Source organism: Cellulomonas sp. NPDC055163, from assembly GCF_053607065.1.
In genome coordinates this window covers 333,438-351,913 of record NZ_JBSGSU010000003.1, presented here as the reverse complement: position 1 = coordinate 351,913, position 18,476 = coordinate 333,438, and the positions used below count along the sequence as shown (strand labels likewise).

At 73.7% G+C, this 18,476-nt stretch carries 18 protein-coding genes and 1 tRNA gene; 10 read left to right on the top strand and 9 right to left on the bottom strand.

Annotated elements, in window-relative coordinates; all coding sequences use genetic code 11:
- Positions 1-169: 169 nt before the first annotated feature.
- Positions 170-2,056, bottom strand: a complete 1,887-nt coding sequence (locus ACWFNE_RS07825; RefSeq protein ID WP_452121866.1) for an adenylyl cyclase — start codon at positions 2,054-2,056, stop codon at positions 170-172.
- 184 nt (positions 2,057-2,240) lie between these two features.
- Here ACWFNE_RS07825 and ACWFNE_RS07820 point away from each other — a divergent pair, with 184 nt between their 5' ends.
- The 3 genes from ACWFNE_RS07820 (at position 2,241) to ACWFNE_RS07810 (ending at position 3,830) form a co-directional block, all read left to right on the top strand.
- Positions 2,241-3,137 carry a carbohydrate kinase family protein gene (locus tag ACWFNE_RS07820; RefSeq protein WP_452121865.1) on the top strand — a complete coding sequence of 299 codons (897 nt, stop codon included), beginning with the start codon at positions 2,241-2,243 and terminating at the stop codon, positions 3,135-3,137.
- Between the two features lie 55 nt (positions 3,138-3,192).
- Positions 3,193-3,699 carry a hypothetical protein gene (locus ACWFNE_RS07815; RefSeq protein WP_452121864.1) on the top strand — a complete coding sequence of 169 codons (507 nt, stop codon included), beginning with the start codon at positions 3,193-3,195 and terminating at the stop codon, positions 3,697-3,699.
- A 58-nt stretch (positions 3,700-3,757) separates the two neighbouring features.
- Positions 3,758-3,830 (top strand) — tRNA-Asn (locus tag ACWFNE_RS07810).
- A gap of 344 nt (positions 3,831-4,174) precedes the next feature.
- On the opposite strand, the gene ACWFNE_RS07805 is transcribed toward ACWFNE_RS07810, so the two are convergent.
- Positions 4,175-5,161: an aldo/keto reductase gene (locus ACWFNE_RS07805; protein ID WP_452121863.1), complete on the bottom strand. Its 987-nt coding sequence runs from the start codon at positions 5,159-5,161 to the stop codon at positions 4,175-4,177.
- 100 nt (positions 5,162-5,261) lie between these two features.
- Positions 5,262-6,119, bottom strand: coding sequence for an aldo/keto reductase (locus tag ACWFNE_RS07800; RefSeq protein ID WP_452121862.1), 858 nt, complete (start codon positions 6,117-6,119; stop codon positions 5,262-5,264).
- A 179-nt stretch (positions 6,120-6,298) separates the two neighbouring features.
- On the opposite strand from ACWFNE_RS07800, the gene ACWFNE_RS07795 reads away from it, so the two are divergent.
- The 7 genes from ACWFNE_RS07795 to ACWFNE_RS07765 all read left to right on the top strand — a co-directional run bounded on the left by ACWFNE_RS07795 (position 6,299) and on the right by ACWFNE_RS07765 (position 11,758).
- Complete coding sequence (locus ACWFNE_RS07795; protein ID WP_452121861.1) at positions 6,299-7,183, top strand: helix-turn-helix domain-containing protein; 885 nt, start codon at positions 6,299-6,301, stop codon at positions 7,181-7,183.
- Positions 7,184-7,412: 229 nt separating this feature from the next.
- Positions 7,413-7,721, top strand: a complete 309-nt coding sequence (locus ACWFNE_RS07790) for a hypothetical protein (RefSeq protein WP_452121860.1) — start codon at positions 7,413-7,415, stop codon at positions 7,719-7,721.
- A 184-nt stretch (positions 7,722-7,905) separates the two neighbouring features.
- Entirely contained in the window at positions 7,906-8,076 is a 171-nt protein-coding gene (locus ACWFNE_RS07785; RefSeq protein WP_452121859.1) for a hypothetical protein, read from the top strand.
- On the top strand, positions 8,073-9,113 hold the full coding sequence (locus ACWFNE_RS07780) for a metalloregulator ArsR/SmtB family transcription factor (RefSeq protein WP_452121858.1): 1,041 nt from the start codon (positions 8,073-8,075) through the stop codon (positions 9,111-9,113). Before ACWFNE_RS07785 ends, ACWFNE_RS07780 begins: the two co-directional genes overlap by 4 nt.
- Entirely contained in the window at positions 9,110-9,904 is a 795-nt protein-coding gene (locus ACWFNE_RS07775) for an aquaporin (RefSeq protein ID WP_452121857.1), read from the top strand. The genes ACWFNE_RS07780 and ACWFNE_RS07775 overlap by 4 nt, the downstream gene beginning before the upstream one ends.
- Positions 9,901-10,353, top strand: coding sequence for an arsenate reductase ArsC (locus ACWFNE_RS07770; RefSeq protein WP_452121856.1), 453 nt, complete (start codon positions 9,901-9,903; stop codon positions 10,351-10,353). Before ACWFNE_RS07775 ends, ACWFNE_RS07770 begins: the two co-directional genes overlap by 4 nt.
- Positions 10,354-10,738: 385 nt before the next feature.
- Positions 10,739-11,758 carry a type I asparaginase gene (locus ACWFNE_RS07765; RefSeq protein WP_452121855.1) on the top strand — a complete coding sequence of 340 codons (1,020 nt, stop codon included), beginning with the start codon at positions 10,739-10,741 and terminating at the stop codon, positions 11,756-11,758.
- 66 nt (positions 11,759-11,824) lie between these two features.
- On the opposite strand, the gene ACWFNE_RS07760 is transcribed toward ACWFNE_RS07765, so the two are convergent.
- The 6 genes from ACWFNE_RS07760 to ACWFNE_RS07735 form a co-directional block, all read right to left on the bottom strand.
- Entirely contained in the window at positions 11,825-12,289 is a 465-nt protein-coding gene (locus tag ACWFNE_RS07760) for an aromatic ring-opening dioxygenase LigA (protein WP_452121854.1), read from the bottom strand.
- A gap of 73 nt (positions 12,290-12,362) precedes the next feature.
- Entirely contained in the window at positions 12,363-13,706 is a 1,344-nt protein-coding gene (locus ACWFNE_RS07755; protein ID WP_452121853.1) for a M20/M25/M40 family metallo-hydrolase, read from the bottom strand.
- Positions 13,707-13,708: 2 nt separating this feature from the next.
- The gene (locus tag ACWFNE_RS07750; protein ID WP_452121852.1) at positions 13,709-14,158 is read right to left on the bottom strand and encodes a hypothetical protein; all 450 of its coding nucleotides are present in this window, start codon (positions 14,156-14,158) and stop codon (positions 13,709-13,711) included.
- A complete protein-coding gene (locus ACWFNE_RS07745) occupies positions 14,155-15,651 on the bottom strand; it encodes an APC family permease (protein ID WP_452121851.1) in 1,497 nt (498 codons plus the stop codon). The genes ACWFNE_RS07750 and ACWFNE_RS07745 overlap by 4 nt, the downstream gene beginning before the upstream one ends.
- An 88-nt stretch (positions 15,652-15,739) precedes the next feature.
- Positions 15,740-16,867, bottom strand: a complete 1,128-nt coding sequence (locus ACWFNE_RS07740) for an aminopeptidase P family protein (protein WP_452121850.1) — start codon at positions 16,865-16,867, stop codon at positions 15,740-15,742.
- Positions 16,864-18,387: an MFS transporter gene (locus tag ACWFNE_RS07735; RefSeq protein ID WP_452121849.1), complete on the bottom strand. Its 1,524-nt coding sequence runs from the start codon at positions 18,385-18,387 to the stop codon at positions 16,864-16,866. The genes ACWFNE_RS07740 and ACWFNE_RS07735 overlap by 4 nt, the downstream gene beginning before the upstream one ends.
- Positions 18,388-18,476 lie beyond the last annotated feature (89 nt).

Genomic DNA, 18,476 nt, shown 5'->3' with positions numbered 1-18,476 from the left:
CAGCCGACGGCGCGAGACCTCCGGCGGGGTGACGTCGTGCACCGCCATGCCCTGCGCGATAGTGTCGTCGTCGCTCATCCACCTCCCCCTCCCCTCGCTACCCTCCCCCCCCCCCCACCCCCTTCCCCCCCCCCCTTCCCCCCCCCCCACCCTCCCTCCCCGCCGCCGGTCAGGGGTAGCTGACCACGAAGCTCGGCACGCCGACCGCGTCACCGTTCACCGGGGCACCGGTGTCGTTGACGACGTGGTCGACCGTCCCCGCCCCGAGCTGCACCGTCATGATGTCGTGCAGCCGCACGCCGGGCCGGTCGGGCACCTCGAAGCCGCGGGTCGCGTGGATCGTCGGGTCGACGTTCGTGTAGACGTACGCCCCGCCGCCCCACAGCTCGTGCTGCCGCACCCGGTCGGAGACCTTGTAGGCCGCCCAGCCGAGCACCCCGTCGTGCTGCCACGCCGCCTGGTTCGGCGGGTCGTACGGCAGCTCGTTCTGGAACATGATCGTGCGGCCCCGCTCGCCGTTCCAGATGACGTTGTACCGCTGGTAGTGCTCGACGAACAGCGCGGTCGCCGTGACGTCGTCGCCGTTGACGACCACGCCGGTGGCTCCGGTGTTGAGGTCCCAGCCGACGCCCTCGCCGTGGTCGGCCCGCCACGCCCAGATGTTGTCGAGCACCACGTCGTCGCTGTTGACCTCGAGGCTGACCTCGGCCCGGCCGACGTGGGGTCCGCCGATGCGGAAGAACACGTCGTGCAGCGCGGTCGGGTTCGAGCGGCGGTCGGCGTGCCCGTGGCCGCCGCGGTGCGGGCCGTGCTTCGAGCCGACCTGCAGCAGCACCGGGGAGCTCACCTCGCCCGCGTCGATCATGATCCCGGCGACGTCGACGCCGCGGACGTCCGCGACCCGCACGGGGACGACGCCGTCCACCGCCGTGAGCGTCGCGATGCCGAGCCCGAGCACCACGGTGTTCGCGCGCTTCACCTCGAGCGTCCGGTCGATCGCGTAGACGCCCGGGGTGAGGAGCAGGTGCTTGCCGCGGGCCAGCTGGGCGTTGATCGTGCGGGCGCTGTCCGCGGGGGTCGCGACGTAGAAGTCGCGCAGCGGGATCGCGCGGCCCGGCGTCGGGCCGTCCTCCCACGTCGTCCCCGAGGAGTCGGTGCGGGCCCTCGGGACGAACACCTGGTAGCCCTTGCGCGCGTCGAGGTAGAGGTAGGGCTTCTCGACGCTGACCGGGTTGGTCGGCAGCGTCGTGTACGGCGGGTCGGGGAACGTCTGCTCCGGCGCGCCCTCGACGCCGGCGAACACCTGGTTCCAGACCGCGTTGGACCACTCGCCGATCGTGCTGTCGCGCACGAGGAACTGCTGCTGCGAGCCGTTCGTGATGGGACCGGTCCTCGAGTCCGCGATGAACCCGCCGCTCGCGTACTGCGGGCCGGCGGTGCAGAAGTCCATCAGGGTCAGGCTGCCGCCCGTGATGTTGACGCGGCGCATCGGCGAGGCCTGCGACACGGCCCAGAAGTTGCCGGCGGCCCGGCAGTCCTGGCCGCCCGCGACGTTGATCGTGAGGTTCGACATCGACCGCCAGAAGTTGACGAGCGCGATGCAGTTGTCGGCCGTGAGGCACCGGTTGTAGACGTCGACGTGCCCGTTGATGGTGACGTCGGTCGGTGACTGCCCGAGGCCCGCGACCTCGGTGTAGTAGCCGACCTGGAAGACCAGCGGCTCCTCGGGTGTGCCGTACGTGCCGGGCTCGAACAGCAGCGCGTACCGCCCGGTGCCCATCTCGCTGTCGACCTGCTGGGTGGCGATCGCGTCGACGGTCGCCTGGATCTCGCTCGTGGGCATGCTCGGGTCGAAGACCTTGACGTTCACGCCGAGGTCCGGGAGGCCGGACCCCCCGCGGTGCGCCGGGACCGGCCCGGCGGCGGCGCTGCCTGCGACGCCGACCGCCGACGCGAGGGTCGCGAGCGCGACGAGGCCGACGGCGAGCCGGGCACGCAACCGTGGGCGGAGGTACCGCCGGGACGAGAGAGCGCTCTCTGACTGTGGCAGTGTCATGGGAGGACCTGCTTCCTGGGGACGGGTCGGCGGTCCACGGCGCGTCCTCGGCCGCTCGACGATGAGCGGCAGGGGCTGGACGCGTGACCGAGATGTCCGACGCGCGGACGCTAGCGGCACGTGTCACCGCAGGTCAAGGGATCGTTTCCGGCACGCATCCGCCGGTCCTGGGTACCGTGCGCGCATGCCCCAGGTCCTCGTCAACGGCCCCGCGAGCTGGAACACGCTCGTCCGGGTCGCCGCCCTGCCCGACGCCCGCCCCCAGACCCTCTTCGCCGCCGGCCACCGCGACGCGCTCGGTGGGACGTCCGCCGGGAAGGCGCTGACGCTCGCCCGCCTGGGAGTCGACGTGACGCTGCGGACCGCGCTCGGCGACGACGACGCCGCGGCCCGCATCCGCGGCGAGCTGGCGCACCCGGGTCTGGAGGTCGTCGCCGACCCCCTGCCGGGACCGAGCGAGCGGCACCTCAACCTCATGGCCGACGACGGCGGGCGGCTCTCGGTCTACCTCGACCTGCCGCCCGAGCCCGGACCCGCCTCCGCCGCGGTGCACGCCGCGCTCGCCGGCGCCGACGCCGCCGTCCTCGACCTCGCCGGGCACAGCCGCGAGCTGATCCCCCTCGTCCGCGCCGCCGGCGTCCCGCTGTGGTGCGACGTGCACGACGACGACGGCCGGGCGCCGTTCCAGCGCGAGTTCGCCGTGGCCGCCGACGTGCTGGTCGTGAGCGCCGACCGGCTCGACGACGTCGAGGGCTACCTCGCGCAGCACGTGGCCGGCGGCGCCCGGTGGGCCGTCTGCACGCGCGGGCGCGACGGCGCGGTGGCGCTCGGCCGCGACGAGGGCTGGTGGAGCGTCGCCGCGGTACCCGTGACCGCCGTCGACTCGAACGGCGCCGGCGACGGCTTCACCGCGGGGCTGCTCGCGGCGTCGCTGCGCGGCCTGCTCCTGCCCGACGCGCTGCGCCACGCGTCCGCCGCCGGCGCGCTCACGGTCGCGAGCGCCGAGCTCGCCGCGCCGGGCATCACGTGGGACGCGGTCGCCGGGCTCGCACGCACGGCGGTCGCGACTCCGGGCGCCTGAGCGGACCCGGGCCGCACGCCGGTCCGGCCCGCCCGGGCGCCGCTACGGTGGAGGCGTGCCCCTGTTCTCGCGTCGACCGTCCCTGCCCGCACCGATCCGGGCCCAGCTCACGCTGGCCCACGGCGACCGTGTGCTCGTCGCGACCGAGCTCGCCGGGGGCGGGTGGGCAGCGGCGTCGCGGCGCGCGCTGTACGTCGTGGACCCGACCGTCGAGCGCCGGCCGTGGGCGGACGTCGACCGGGCGACGCTCGACGCGGAGACCTCGACGCTCACCGTCCACTGGGTCACGGGGACGTCCCAGGAGCTCGCCCTGACCGGTGCCGGCGCGCCGACGTTCGCCCAGGTCCTCCGCGAGCGCGTGCAGTCCTCGGTGGTGCACAGCGAGACGGTGCCCGTGAAGGGCGGGGGGACCATCCGGGTCGCGCTGCGCAGGGACGAGGACGGCGAGCTCGTGTCGCAGGTCATCGGTGACGGGACGACCGACCTCTCCGACCCCGCGGTCGCGGCCCTCGTCGACGCAGCGGAGCGGCGCGTCAGGGCCGCTGCGGGCCTCGACGGGTGAGGTCTCCGGGGGCGCACCGGAGCACTCCCCGAGGGCTGCTAGAGTTTTCCCCGCGCGATCCCTCGTAGCTCAATTGGCAGAGCATCCGACTGTTAATCGGACGGTTACTGGTTCGAGTCCAGTCGAGGGAGCAGGTGAACCAGCAGGTCAGGCCGCCCATCGGGCGGCCTTCCTGCATTTCGTGCCCGCGACGTGCACGATTTCGTGCCCGCGACGTGCACGACGGGGGCTGGGCTGCGAGCCTGGATCAGCGATGCTCGCCACCCCGGGACGAGGAGTTGGGCGAACAGCCCGTCCCCGATCGAGGTGGTCGCGAGCACGTGCAGGAGCAGGTGGACGAGCGCGCCTGCGCGCGTCACGTCAGGCGATCGGGCAGGACCACCTCGGCCGGGTCGAGGTCCGGGCGCGGACCCGGCGGTGACCGGGACTGCTGACGGTCGGTATTGCTGGAGCTGCTCGCCCGGGCGGCGTCTCGTCAGCGGTCGATCCACTTCTGCATGTGCTCGGGGTAGCGCTCGCCCTGGACGTCGATCCGGCCGGAGGCGGTGGTGAGCTCGGCGACGTCCTCCTGCGTGAGCGCGACGTCGACCGCCGCGGTGTTCTCGTGCAGGCGGTGGACCTTGGTGGTGCCGGGGATCGGCACGATCGAGCGGTGCTGGGCGAGCAGCCAGGCGAGGGCGACCTGCGCGGGGGTCGCGCCGGCGCGGTCGGCGATCGCGGTGACGATGTCGACGAGGGACTGGTTGGCGGCGCGCGCGTCCTCGGTGAACCGGGGAAGGCTGCTCCGCAGGTCGGTGTCGGCGAACGTGGTGGTGGTGGTGATGGCGCCGGTGAGGAAGCCCTTGCCGAGCGGGCTGAACGGGACGAACCCGATGCCGAGCTCGATCAGCGTGGGCAGGATCTGCGCCTCGGGCTCGCGCCAGAACAGGGAGTACTCGCTCTGCAGCGCGGTCACGGGCTGGACGGCGTGGGCGCGGCGGATGGTCCCGGCCCCGGCCTCGGACAGGCCGAAGTGCTTCACCTTGCCGGCGGCGATGAGCTCACTGACGGTGCCGGCGACGTCCTCGATGGGCACGTTCGGGTCGACGCGGTGCTGGTAGAGCAGGTCGATCGACTCCACGTCGAGGCGGCGCAGGGAGTCCTCGACGGTGGCGCGGATGTGCTCGGGTCGGCTGTCGAGGCCGGTGCTGGTGGTGCCGTCGAAGGAGAAGCCGAACTTGGTGGCGACGACGACCTGGTCGCGCACGGGGGCGAGGGCCTGCCCGACGAGCTCCTCGTTGGTGAAAGGTCCGTAGACCTGGGCGGTGTCGAAGAACGTGACGCCGGCGTCGACGGCGGCGCGGATGAGGGCGACGCCGTCGGAGTGGTCGGCCGCAGGACCGTACCCGTGGCTCAGGCCCATGCAACCGAGGCCGAGGGCGGAGACCTCCAGGCCGCTGGCGCCGAGGGTGCGAGTGATCATCGTCGTTCTCCTTCATTCGGGGTGCTGGTCAGGCTCGTGCCCGGGGCGATGCACCGCGGTGCTCGTGCACCCTGCCCCGGGCGGGGGTCGCGAGAGGGGGTCAGCGGTCGCGGCGGCTGTTGAGCCAGCTGACCATCGCGGGGTCGCGGTGGTCGAAGGCGACGCTGACGCCGGTGTCCAGGGTCGTGATGCGGGTCATCTGCTCGTCGGTGAGCTCGAAGTCGAAGACGTCGATGTTCTCGGCCATCCGCTCCGGGCGGGAGGACTTCGGGATCACGACGACGCCGCGCTGGGTGAGCCAGCGCAGGGTCACCTGGGCCACGGACTTCCCGTGCGCCTGGCCGATCTCGGTGAGCACCGGGTGGGTGAAGATGTCGTTCTTGCCCTCGGCGAGGGGACCCCAGGACTCGATCTGGATGCCGCGCTCGGCCATGACCTGCTGGTCGGTGGCGCGCTGGTGGAACGGGTGGGTCTCGATCTGGTTGACCGCCGGCACGACCTCGTTGTGCTCGACGAGGTCCACGAGCCGGTCGGGGTGGAAGTTGGAGACCCCGATCGCGCGCACGACGCCCTGGCGGTTCAGGTCCTGCATGGCGCGCCAGGAGGAGTAGTAGTCCCCGAACGGCTGGTGGATCAGGTACAGGTCGAGCCGGTCCAGGCCGAGCTTGGTCAGCGACGCCTCGAACGCGCGCCTGGTGCCGTCCTCCCCGCCGTCGTGGATCCACAGCTTCGTGGTGACGAACAGCTCCTCGCGCGGGACCCCGCTGGCGGCGATCGCGCGGCCGACGGCCTCCTCGTTGCCGTACGCGGCGGCCGTGTCGATGTGCCGGTACCCGGCGGCGAGGGCGTCGGTCACGACGCTCTCGGTCTCCTCGGCGGGGACCTGGAAGACCCCGAAACCGAGGATCGGCATCGCGACGCCGTTGTTCAGGGTGACCGTGGGGATCTCGGTGGACATGGTGGAGCCCTTCGTCGTGTCGGTGCTCGCCCGTGACGGGCGGGTGTGGGAGCCGCGGCGGGCCGCACGGACTTCCACCTGACCACCACACCACCGGCGCCGCGCGGGAGGAACGCACTGACGAGAGGTGTACTGGCAGGTCGTGGCTCCCGGGCCCCGGCCGACCTACCGTCGAGGGCATGGACCAGCGAGACGAGGTACGCGACTTCCTCGCGTCACGGCGTGCACGGCTGAGCCCGGCAGACGTGGGTCTGCCGCTCGGCTCCGGCCGCCGGCGCGTGGCCGGGCTGCGCCGCGACGAGGTCGCGGTCCTGGCCGGGGTGTCCTCGGAGTACTACGCCCGCCTCGAGCGGGGCAACCTCGCCGGGGTGTCCGACTCCGTCCTGGACGCCCTGGCCGGCGCGCTGCGCCTGGACGAGGCCGAGCAGCTGCACCTGCGCAACCTCGCCCAGGCCGCGAACCAGCCCGCACGCCGGCGCCGCTCCCCCGCCAGGGCCACCGCGGTGCGCCCGTCGCTGCAGCGCGTCCTGGACGGCATGGCCACCACCCCGGCGTACGTGCGCGACACCCGCATGGACATCGTCGCCTCCAACGCCCTGGCCCGGGAGCTGCACGCCCCGGTCTTCGAGTTCGCCCGCCTGACCGGCACCCGACCGAACGCGGCGCGGTTCGCGTTCCTGGACCCCGGCGGGCGGGCGTTCTACCCCGACTGGGAGCAGGTCACCCGCGACTGCGTCGCGGCCCTGCACGCCGCGGCCGGGCAGAACCCCTACGACAAGCCCCTCGTCGAGCTGATCGGTGAGCTCTCCACCCGCTCGGAGACCTTCCGCGTCCTGTGGGGCACCCACGACGTGCGCCTGCACCGCACCGGCGTCAAGCGCCTGCGCCACCCCGACGTCGGGGTGCTCGCCCTCGACTACGACGTCATGGAGCTCACCCAGGACCCCGGCCTCGTCGTGATCGCCTACAGCGCCGCCCCCACCACCCCCGCCGCCGACGCCCTGACCCTCCTGGCGTCGCTGGCCGCCACCCGCGACGAAGCCCTGACCGACCCGGGCACATGACAGCGGCACCGAGCCGTCGCACGTCCCTGCACCTCGCCACCGGCGCCGGCCCGCTCGCACCGACCTGGAGACCGGCAGCACCGAGGTCCTGGCCACGACGATCGCCGAGCGCACCGGGTGCGACACCTCCGCCGACGGCGGTCACGGCGAAGCTGGCGATGTCCCACCCGGCCGTGCAGTCGATCGACGACGTGCTCGGCAGGTCGTCGCCGTAGACGAAGAGCTGCAGGTGTCCGGCGGCTACCGGCTGGGTCACCATGAGGCCGGCGAAGATGCTCGACACGTCGAGATCGCCGGAAGCGGCGTCGACCGCGACGTCGATCCACCCGCCGGCGACGAGTCGGCCCGCCCCGTCGAGCGCACCGGCGGACTGGCCGACGACTGCCGTCCGCCCACCGGATGCCCGGGTGCCGAGCACACGCACCTCGACCTCCCCGCCCCCGAGGCGAGGCCGACCTTCGCGTGCGTGCGCTTCGCGGGAGTCGGCGGCGACCCCGGCGTGCCGGTCGAGCCCTGCCGCTGGCCGAGCCTGGGCTGAGCCTGCGGCGGGTACGCGGCGACGACGCCACGGCGGGGCCGACCGTCGCGGCGGCGGCGACGACTCCGCGACGCATGCGGTGAGCGCCACGACTGCGGTGTGCGCGGCCCGACGACACCGCGGTTCGCTTCGTGTTCGCCCGCTCGTGGTTCCCTGTGGCCTTCGCGGGCGTCAATATAGATACATGTCGAAGCAGGAGCGCCCGATCGATGTCAGGTCCGTGCCCGTGGGACACGCCGCGGCGATCTGCGCCCACGCCCCGGACATCCCCATGATCGTGAGCTTCATCGCCCCCGACACGGCGAAGGTCCCGGCTCCGGTCTCCGCGCGGCGGACCGGCGAGCAGAGCGCATGACGACCGTGAGCGCGTCGCCGCCCCCCATCGGCACGGTCGGCGCCCCGGGGTACGCGATGGGCGCGGAGACGGCCGGCCAGGTCGCGGTGGTGCTCAAGGCGCTGGCGGAGCCGCTGCGGCTGCGGATGCTGTCGTTCATCACCACGAGCCCGGCCGGTGAGGCGTGCGTCTGCGACATCGCCACCGTGGCCGACGTGTCCCAGCCGACCGTCTCCCACCACCTCAAGGTCCTCAGGGACGTCGGGATCCTGGTCTGCGAGCGGCGCGGGACGTGGGTCTGGTACCGCGTGGCGTCGCCGGTGCGCGGTGCGGTCCGTGCGCTGCTGGAGTCCTTCGCCCCGGCCGCGCTCGACGCCGCCCGCCACCTCGAGCCGCCCACGGCCGAGCGAGCGGACGTGGACGCCGCGCTGTCGGGCCTGGCGGACGACCTGGCCCGGCAGTTCCCCGTCGTGCGCGCCGGCGAGGCGCTGCACACGGTGCGCGAGTCCTACACCGCGCTGGTGCGCCACTCCGGCGCCGGCGCGGCCCAGCTGGCGCGCGTGCGCCGGTTCGCCGAGCAGCGCCTCACCGACCTCGCGCGGGTCACGTCGACCGAGCCGCGGGCGCCGCAGGTCCTGTTCGTGTGCGTGGCGAACGCCGGCCGGTCCCAGCTCGCCGCGGCGCTGGTGCGCCACTACGCCGGGGACGCGGTGGTCGCCCGGTCGGCCGGGTCCGCGCCCGCCGCGACCGTGCACGCCACGGTGGCGCCGCTGCTGCGCGAGCTCGGCGTCGACCCCTCCGAGGTGTTCCCCAAGCCGCTGACCGACGACGCGGTCCGCGCCGCCGACGTCGTCGTCACGATGGGCTGCGGCGACACCTGCCCGGTCCTGCCCGGGACCCGGTACGAGGACTGGATCGTCGGCGACCCCGGGCTCGCCTCCCCCGAGGGCGCCGCGGCCATCCGCGACGACCTCGACACCCGGGTGCGCGCCCTGCTGGCCGACCTCGCACCCGACCTGACCCTGCCCGCACCCGTCGCGGCGGGGAGCACCCGATGAGCGGGCCCACCACCCTCCCGCCCGTCGACCGCGCCCTGGCCCGGGCGATCACCGCCGAGCTGGTCGGCACGGCCCTGCTGGTGGCGGTGGTCGTCGGGTCCGGGATCGCCGCCCAGCGACTGTCGCCGAGCGACGTGGGGCTCCAGCTGCTGCAGAACTCCCTGGCCACGACCCTCGGGCTGACCGTCCTGATCCTGCTGTTCGGCCCCGCCTCCGGTGCCCACCTCAATCCTGTGGTCTCCCTCGCCGACTGGGTCGTGGGCCGCCGCACCGGGACCGGGCTGACCGGCCGGCACGTGGTCGCCTACGCCGCCGCGCAGACCGTCGGCGCGGTGGCCGGGTGCGCCCTGGCCGCCGCGATGTTCGCCGCCCCGGTCGCGATCTCGACGACCGACCGCACCGGCAGCGGCCTGCTGGTCAGCGAGGTGGTCGCCACCGCCGGGCTGGTCGCGCTGATCCTGACCCTGGTCCGCACCGGACGCGGCGTCCTCGCCGCCCCGGCCGTCGGGGCGTACATCGGGGCGGCGTACTGGTTCACCGCCTCGACCTCCTTCGCCAACCCCGCCGTCACGGTCGGACGGGTCTTCACCGACACCTTCGCCGGCATCGCCCCCGACTCCGTGCCCGGCTTCATCGCCGCTCAGCTCGTCGGCGCAGCCCTGGCGGTCGGGCTCGTCACCGTGCTCTACCCGACCGCCCACGCCGACGCCGTCGTCGTCCCGCACGACGACCCGGTCCCCCGCCCCCGCGTGACCCACCACCCCGCCACCACCCGGAGGAGCACCCCATGACCAAGACCACCACCATCGACCACACCCCCACCGGGTCCGGCAAGCCGAGCGTGCTGTTCGTCTGCGTCCACAACGCCGGCCGCTCCCAGATGGCCGCGGGGTTCCTCACCGCCCTGTCCGGTGGCGCCGTCGAGGTCCGCTCCGCCGGGTCCGCCCCGGCCGACCGGATCAACCCCGCCGCGGTCGAGGCGATGCTCGAGCTCGGCATCGACATCCGCGCCGAGAAGCCCAAGGTCCTCACCACCGACGCGGTCAAGGCCTCCGACGTCGTCATCACCATGGGCTGCGGGGACACCTGCCCCTTCTTCCCCGGCACGCGGTACGAGGACTGGGTCCTGGAGGACCCGGCCGGGCAGGGCGTGGCGGCCGTGCGGCCGATCCGCGACGAGATCCGCGCCCGCATCCTCGCTCTCCTCGGCGAGCTGGGCGTGGATCCCGTCACCGCCTGAGCACCGCAAGCCTGACGAGGCCCGCGCACACGAGGTGCCCGGGCCTCCGCGCGCGTCAGCCGGTTCTCAGGATCGTCCGCTCCAGGCTCGTGCCGAGCCACCGGTCGAACGTGCGGCCGACGCGCACGCCGGGCGCGGGCGCCACGAGCCCACGTGCGTGACACCCGCGAGCCGCTCCTCGACGGTCGCGACGAGGAACGGCCAGCCGGCGGAGCTTCAGCACCTCGAGCGCGTCCCGCCACACGCCCTCACCACCGCCGCGGGCCCGGGGTGCTGCGGGCCGCTGGTCCGACGCGCCGCCGACGCCGGGGTCTAGCGTCGTTGCGGTGACCCCGACCCAGGTGCCGACCGAGACCTCCGTCGGGCCGACGGAGGGAGTCGAGACATGAGCGGCGACGTGCTCGTGCTGCACACGGGCGGGACGATCGGGATGGTGGACACCGTGGACGGTCACGCCGCGGTCCCCGGCGCGCTCGCGCCGTACGTCGACTGGATCGTCGAGAGCTCGCGCGGCGAGCTCCCCCCGATCACGTTCCGGGAGCTCGACCGGCCGATCGACTCCGCCAACGCGACCCCCGAAGACTGGTCCACCGTCGCGCGCCTCCTGTACGACGCGCGCGACGCGCACACGGGCTTCGTGGTGCTGCACGGGACCGACACGATGGCGTACACCGCGTCGGCGCTGTCGTTCCTCCTGCCCTCCTTCGGCCGCCCCGTGGTCGTGACCGGCTCCCAGATCCCGATCGCCCGCACGCGCAGCGACGGACGGCAGAACCTCATCGGGGCGCTCCAGGTCGCGGCCGGGGCCGCCGTGCCGGAGGTCACGCTCCTCTTCGGGGAGGTCCTGCTCCGGGGCAACCGGGCCACGAAGGTCGACGCCTCGGGACTCGACGCGTTCGACTCCCCGAGGTTCCCACCGCTCGCCACGCTCGGCATCGACGTCGCGGTGAACGGCGCCCTGGTCCGTGTGCCGGACGCGGAACCGCGGCTCGTCGCTGGACCGCTGGGCCAGGTCGCCGCAGTGCGCCTGTTCCCGGGGTTCTCGGCGTCCATCCTCGCGAACCTGTGCCGGCCACCGCTCCAGGGGCTCGTCCTCGAGGCCTACGGCGCCGGGAACGGGCCCTCGGAGGACCGGGACTTCCTGGCCGCCGTCGAGGCCGCGACCGCCGCAGGCATCGTCGTGGTCGTCGTGACGCAGTGCGTGCGGGGCACGGTGCGGCCCGGGGCCTACGCGACGGGGTCGGCCCTGCTGCGCGCCGGCGCGGTGCCCGGCTTCGACATGACGTCCGAGGCCGCGCTCACGAAGCTCGCGGTCCTCCTCGGCCAGGGCCTCGACGCCGGGACGGTCGCCGCGCAGATGCAGCGCGACCTGGCCGGCGAGCTGACCGGACGGTCAGCGGCCTGAGGGGACCCGCGAGCGGCGAGCACCGGCCGCTCGCCGCGTTCCGTGCGAGGCGCGGCTCGGCCGGCCTCAGACGTCCGCCGCGACCACCCGTTCCGCCGTCGTGACCGCGGCGGCCGGCGCGAGGGCCCGCAGCGCCCACCCGAGGAGCACGAACAGCAGACCGAGCCCGACGGCCAGGGCCGCGACCCCGAACGCGATGACCGAGGTGAAGAGCGAGCTGCGCAGGAACGACGCGTTCATCACGGTGGCGCGGACCGGGTCGTCCTGGTCGAGCTCGGCGTACGTCTTGCCGCCCGACGCCTCGAGCGCGTGCTTGTTGATCACGGAGGCCTGGACGTAGGCGTCGAGGGGACCGTCGACCGTCTGGCCGGCGAACATCGCGGCGTCCTCGGAGATGGTGATGTTCTCGGCGACGAGCTGGTCGCGGACCACGAACCAGGTGGCGCCCCCGGCGACGACGAGCACGATCCCCGCGATCATCACGAGGAGACCGACGAGGCGGACCGGCTTGGTGCTGGCAGTGCTGGGCATCGGACTGACCCTCCTGGACGGCGGAACAGCGGGCACGTGCTCGTTCAGGTCCCTGGCGGTGGGCGGCGCCCGGTCACGCCCGGCCGCCGTACCGCAGCAGGAACAGCGCCTCGGCTGTCGCCAGGTGCTCGATCTCCGCGGGGTCGACGCTCTCGTTCGGCGCGTGGATCAGGGCGGCGGGCTCCTCGACACCGAGCAGCAGGATCTCGGCGTCCGGGTACGTCTCGCCGAAGACGTTGCACAGTGGGATGGAGCCGCCCTGCCCGAGCAGCACCATGTCGCGCCCGAAGGCGTCCTGCATCGCACCGCGCATGGCGTCGTACGCGGGCCCGTCGGTCCGGGCCAGGAACGGCAGGCCCAGCGCCTCCGTCTCGATGTGGACCCCGACGCCCCAGGGCGCAGCGTCGGTCAGGTGCTCCGTCAGGGCCCTGAGCGCCTGCTCGGGACGGGTGCCGGGTGGGATGCGCAGGTTGAGGCGCGCGCTCGCCCTCGGCACGATCGCCGCGCTCGAGCCGATCACCGGGGGGCAGTCGATGCCCAGGACGGTCAGTGCGGGGCGGGTCCAGAGCATGTCGGAGACGGTTCCGGAGCCCAGGAGCTGCTCGGCCTCCGCCAGCCGGGCGTCGGCGCGGAACGCGTCCGGGTCGTACGGCGCGCCGTGCCACGTCTGCGTGTTGTCGAGGCCCCGCACCGTCGTGTTCCCCGCCGCGTCGCGCAGCGACGCGAGCATCGCGACCAGGGCCGCGAGCGCGTCCGGCGTCGGCCCGCCGAACATGCCCGAGTGCAGCTCGGTCGGCAGCGCGTCGACGTGGACGACGGCGTTGACCATGCCCCGGAGGCTGACCGTGACCGCGGGCACGCCGACGGCCGCGTTGCCGGTGTCGCACACGAGGATCGCGTCGGCGCGCAGCAGGTCCGCGTGCGTGGTCACGAAGTCCTCGAGCCCGCCGGTCCCCTGCTCCTCGGACCCCTCGACGACCAGCCGGATGTTCACGGGCACGTCGTCCCCGAGCGCCCGGAGCGCCGCGAGGTGCATGACGATGTTGCCCTTGCAGTCGGCCGCACCACGCCCGAACCAGCGACCGTCGACCTCCGTGAGCTCGAACGGCGGCGTCCGCCACGCGGAGTCGTCCAGGGGCGGCTGGACGTCGTAGTGGGCGTACAGGAGCACGGTCGGCGCGCCCGGGTCCGGCCCCGGGCGCGACCCGACGACGGCCTGGCTGCCGTCGGCGGTCGGGTGCAGCCCGATGTCGGCGAAGCCGAGCTCGCGGAACGCCTCCACGACCCACGCCGCGGCACGGGCGCACTCCTCGACGGGGAACTGGCGCGGGTCCGCGACGGACGGGATCGCGACGAGCGCCGCGAGGTCCGCCCGCACGCGCGGCATCTGCGCCGCGACACGCGCCTCGAGGTCCACGGTCAGCTCGTCGCCACGTCGGCGGTCGTCAGGCCGTCCAGGTACGCCTCGACGTCCTCGAGGTGCTCGGGGCAGTACACGCTGACGACCGCGAGCTGGCCCTGCAGCAGGCGGGAGTCGGTGATGATCGGCCGCTGCCCGGGCCCGGACGAGCCGGTCGTGAGCATCCCGGACATGGTGGCCTGCCGCAGCGCGCTGCCCGGTTCCTGGCACACCGAGCCGCCGTCGGACCCGAGCAGCGCGACGACCTGGTCCTTCGAGGGCAGCCGCTGCGCACCGGCGTCCTCGAGCACGGCGAGGAGCTCGTCGGCCTTCTGGTCCGCGGCCGTGTCCTCCTTGACCCCGCGCCACGTCAGCAGCCCGACCAGCATCATCGCGACCAGGAGACCGGCCGAGACCCAGTAGAGCAGCCTGTTCTGCCGCCGCGAGCGCACGCTGTGGGCGTTGTTCATGATGCCGGCACCTCCTCCTCGGCGACCTCGGGCTGCTTCCAGGACGGCTTGCGCATCCGGTAGAAGAGGAACGGCACGACGAGGCCCAGGCCGAGCGCGCCGCCGCCGACGATCAGCAGGTACGTCCCGGTGTTGCCGCCGCCGAACTGCGAGGGCGGCACGAAGCCGACCAGCAGAGCGGCGAGCGAGGCGGCGAAGCCCACGCCGCACAGCCCGACCAGCATGGGCGCCTTGTACCCGCGCGGATGGTCGGGCTCGCTGCGTCGCAGCCGCACGGCCGCCACGAACATGAGCAGGTACATGATCAGGTACACCTGCGTGGTGATCACCGAGAAGATCCAGTAGGCGCTCGAGACGTCGGGGATCAGCGCGTAACCGAGGGCGATCACCGTGGTCACGACCCCCTGGGTCACGAGGATGTTCTGCTGCACGCCGTGCTTGTTGAGCTTCTGCAGGTACGGCGGCAGGTACCCCTCCTGCCGGGAGATCAGCAGGAGGCCCTTGGACGGCCCCGCCAGCCAGGTGAGCATGCCGCCGAGCGAGGCGGCCACGAGCATCACGCCGAAGACCGGGGTCAGCCCCTGCACCCCGAACTGGGCGAACACCGCGTCGAACGCCTGCATCACACCGGCGGTGAGCGACAGCTCCTCCGCGGGGACGATCCAGCTGATCACGAGGGCCGGGAGGATGAAGATGAGCAGCACCATCCCCATCGCGAGGAACATCGCCTTGGGGAACTCCTTGGCCGGGTTCTTCAGCGACCCGACGTGGACGGCGTTCATCTCCATGCCGGAGTACGACAGGAAGTTGTTGACGATCAGCACCAGGCTCGCCAGACCCGCCCAGGCGGGCAGGATGTGGTCCGCGTCCATCGGTGCCGCCGGGGCGTTGCCCTGACCCAGGAACACCACACCGAGCGTCACGAGCACGACACCCGGGATCAGCGTGCCGATGATCAGCCCGCCGCTCGCGAGCCCCGCCACCCCGGACGTCCCACGCGAGGAGACCCAGACGCCGGACCAGTAGACGACCACGATCACGCACGCGGTCCACACCCCGCTCGAGGCGAGGGCCGGGTTGATGACGTAGGCGAGCGTGCTGGCCACGAACCCCAGCAGGCTCGGGTAGTAGAAGATCGTCATGGCGAACTGGCACCAGACCGCCAGGAAGCCCATCGGCTTCGAGATCCCGCGGGACACCCAGTTGTAGATGCCGCCCTTGTAGCCCGACGCGAGCTCCGCCGAGACCAGGGAGGTCGGCAGCAGGAACACGATCGCCGGCACGAGGTAGAGGAACACGCACGCCAGGCCGTACACCGCCATCGTCGGCGCGGCCCGCAGGCTCGCGACCGAGCTGGTCGTCATCATCGCCAGGGCGATCCAGGAGATCCACTGGGTCGCGGGTGCCGCCGTCCGGGTCCGGCCCGCGACGGCGGGGGGTTCCGTCGGGATCTCCATCGCGCTCATCGACGCCTCCTCGGGGTGGCTGCTCACACGCTCAGGGTCGCGAGGCGGACCGCCGTCCACCTCACCCGGGCCGGGTGAGTCACCCGGCTCGGGCGGGTCGCCGGGGCCGGGCGGGTCAGCCCACGACCCGCAGGTCCCGTGCGGAGTCGTTGAGCCGGCGGCCACCGTCCTGCGTGACCGTCACGATGTCCTCGATGCGCACGCCGAAGCGCCCTGCGAGGTACACCCCGGGCTCGACCGAGAAGCACATCCCCGGGACGAGGGGCAGCTCCTCGCCCTCGATCATGTAGGGCGGCTCGTGGGTCGTGACGCCGATGCCGTGCCCGGTGCGGTGGATGAACTGCTCGCCGAACCCCGCGTCGGTGATGACCCGGCGCGCCGCGCGGTCGACCTCCTGGCAGGCGACCCCGGGACGCACCGCCTCGACGCCCGCCTGCTGCGCGAGCCGCACGACCTCGTGGACCTCGCGGACCTCGGCGCTCGGCTCGCCGACGCACACGGTGCGGCTCGTGTCGGACCCGTAGCCCGCGAGGAGACCGCCGAAGTCGAGCACCACGCAGTCGCCGACCTCGATCGTCCGGTCGCCGGCCTCGTGGTGCGGGTTCGCGCCGTTCGGGCCCGACCCGACCACGGTGAAGTCGACCTGCTCGTGCCCGAACCCCCGCAGCAGGTCCGCGAGGTCGCCCGCGACGTCGGTCTCGCGCCGGCCGGCGAACCGGACCGTGACGATCTCCTCGTACGTGGCGTCGGCCGCGGCGCCGGCGGCGGCGAGCCGGGCCAGCTCGGCGGCGTCCTTGACGGCGCGCAGCATCGGGAGCCGCCGCGTGAGCGAGTCGTACGCGGTCGCCGGCAGCGCGGTCTGGAGGCTCAGGAGGTGCAGCGCCCACGCGTTGTCGGACACGCCGTACCGGCCGTCGGGGCGCAGCAGGGCGCTCGCCGCGGCGTACGGGTCCGCGCCGTCCGTCCAGTCCACCAGCGTCGCGGCTGCCGCACCCACCGCGCCCTCCGCGTCCGGGCGCTCGAGCGTCGGGACGAGCAGGGTCGGCTCGCGGTCCTCGAGGAGGAGCAGCATCGTCAGGCGCTCGGTGAGCGCGGTCGGCCGGTAGCCCGTCAGCCACACCAGGTCGGGGCCCGGGGTGACGAGCACGCCGTCGAGGCCGGCGGCCCGCGCGTCGGTGACGACCCGCGCCATCCTGGCGGCGTAGTCCGCGGCCGTGAACGGCACCGGCGTCGGGGCGGTCATCCGGAGCCTCCCCCGGCGCGTCCGGCGGTCGACGTCGGTGCCCCGGTGGCCGAGGTCGGCAGCGTGAACAGGTGCGCGGCGGCCGCGGCGGCGGCGTCGTGCAGCGTGCCGCGCGGCGAGCGGTGGCGCCGGATGGCCACGACGACGAGGAGGACGCCGAGGGCACTGATGACGGCCATCACCCAGGACGCCGCCGCGAGCCCGGACGCGAGGGCGTCGCCGGCGGACGCACCGGCCGCGACGCGGTCGGCCTCGACCGAGGCGTAGATCGTGGCGGCGAGCGCCGTCGCGACCGCGGCGCCGACGTACCGGGCCATGTTCGAGATTCCGGACGCCTCACCGACCTGCTCCTCCGGCACCGCGGCGGTCGCCGCGGACGACGACGGCCCGTTCGACAGGCCCATCCCGACGGCGATCGCGACGAGCGGCACGAGGAACGCGGCGTACATCCACGAGGCCTGGGTCAGGCCCACCATGACGAAGCCGGCCGTGGTGATCGCGAAGCCGGCGCCGATGATCTGGCGCCCTCCGAAGCGCTTCGCGAGCCTCGGCACGAGCGGGGCGACCACGACGAGGCCCACGGTGGCGGGGAGGGTCGCGAGCCCGGCCTGGAGCGGGCTGAAGCCCAGGGCCACCGGGTCCTGGAAGTAGAGGCTGAGCAGGTACATCAGGGCGTTGATCGTCCCTGCGCCGATGAGGATCGCGAGCGTCGAGCCGACGAGGACGCGGTTGCGCAGGATCGGCAGGTGGACGAGCGGCACCGCGACGCGCTTCTCGACGACGACGAACAGGACGCCCGCGACGACGCTCACCGCGAAGCAGCCGAGCGTCGCGGCGGAGACCCAGCCCCAGTCGCCGCTCTTGCTGACACCGAGGATGAGGGGCGCGAGGACCAGCGCGACGAGCACGGTGCCCAGGTAGTCGATCGAGCGTGGCCGCTCGGGGTCCCGCGACTCGGCCACGGTCGCCCGGGTGATCCCCATGCACACCACGGCCACGACCGCGTCGATCCAGAACAGCCCCTGCCACCCGGTCACCTCGACGAGCACACCGCCGAGCAGCGGGCCGGCAGCGGCACCGACCGCGGCGGCGGCGCCCCAGAGCGAGACCGAGCGGAGCTGATCCTCGCCGTCGGTCGCCACCGAGAGCAGGCTCAGCCCGCAGGCCAGGATCGTCGCGCCCGCGGCTCCTTGGATCAGGCGCCCGACGATGACCCCGGTCCCGTCGGTCGACAGCGCGATGAGCACGCACGACACCACGAAGAGCGCGAGGCCGAGCTGGAAGATCCGCCGCCGGCCGAACACGTCGCCCAGGGAGCCCGAGGTGATGATGACGGCGGCGCCGACGAGCGAGTACCCGGTGACGGCCCACTGCAGCGTCTCGACCGGGGTCCCCGTGTCCTCGCTGATCGCCGGGAGCAGGATGCTCACCGCCGACGTGTTGGCGTTGACCACGAGGGTGGACAGGCAGGTGGCGGCCAGGACGCCCGTCGCCCGCGACGTGCTCGGTCCGTTCGTCATCCGCGGCCTCCCGTGTGCGGTCGGTCCGACGCTAGGCTCCGCGCGACCGCTGTCCCTCACCCGGTGCGGGTGATCGCACGGCCGGGTGC

Bases quoted from the DNA above. Each gene is read 5' to 3' on its own strand.
- ACWFNE_RS07825 (WP_452121866.1), bottom strand. From the start codon at position 2,056: ATGACACTGCCACAGTCAGAGAGCGCTCTCTCGTCCCGGCGGTACCTC.
- ACWFNE_RS07820 (WP_452121865.1), top strand. From the start codon at position 2,241: ATGCCCCAGGTCCTCGTCAACGGCCCCGCGAGCTGGAACACGCTCGTC.
- ACWFNE_RS07805 (WP_452121863.1), bottom strand. From the start codon at position 5,161: ATGATCACTCGCACCCTCGGCGCCAGCGGCCTGGAGGTCTCCGCCCTC.
- ACWFNE_RS07800 (WP_452121862.1), bottom strand. From the start codon at position 6,119: ATGTCCACCGAGATCCCCACGGTCACCCTGAACAACGGCGTCGCGATG.
- ACWFNE_RS07795 (WP_452121861.1), top strand. From the start codon at position 6,299: ATGGACCAGCGAGACGAGGTACGCGACTTCCTCGCGTCACGGCGTGCA.
- ACWFNE_RS07785 (WP_452121859.1), top strand. From the start codon at position 7,906: ATGTCGAAGCAGGAGCGCCCGATCGATGTCAGGTCCGTGCCCGTGGGA.
- ACWFNE_RS07780 (WP_452121858.1), top strand. From the start codon at position 8,073: ATGACGACCGTGAGCGCGTCGCCGCCCCCCATCGGCACGGTCGGCGCC.
- ACWFNE_RS07775 (WP_452121857.1), top strand. From the start codon at position 9,110: ATGAGCGGGCCCACCACCCTCCCGCCCGTCGACCGCGCCCTGGCCCGG.
- ACWFNE_RS07770 (WP_452121856.1), top strand. From the start codon at position 9,901: ATGACCAAGACCACCACCATCGACCACACCCCCACCGGGTCCGGCAAG.
- ACWFNE_RS07765 (WP_452121855.1), top strand. From the start codon at position 10,739: ATGAGCGGCGACGTGCTCGTGCTGCACACGGGCGGGACGATCGGGATG.
- ACWFNE_RS07760 (WP_452121854.1), bottom strand. From the start codon at position 12,289: ATGCCCAGCACTGCCAGCACCAAGCCGGTCCGCCTCGTCGGTCTCCTC.
- ACWFNE_RS07750 (WP_452121852.1), bottom strand. From the start codon at position 14,158: ATGAACAACGCCCACAGCGTGCGCTCGCGGCGGCAGAACAGGCTGCTC.
- ACWFNE_RS07740 (WP_452121850.1), bottom strand. From the start codon at position 16,867: ATGACCGCCCCGACGCCGGTGCCGTTCACGGCCGCGGACTACGCCGCC.
- ACWFNE_RS07735 (WP_452121849.1), bottom strand. From the start codon at position 18,387: ATGACGAACGGACCGAGCACGTCGCGGGCGACGGGCGTCCTGGCCGCC.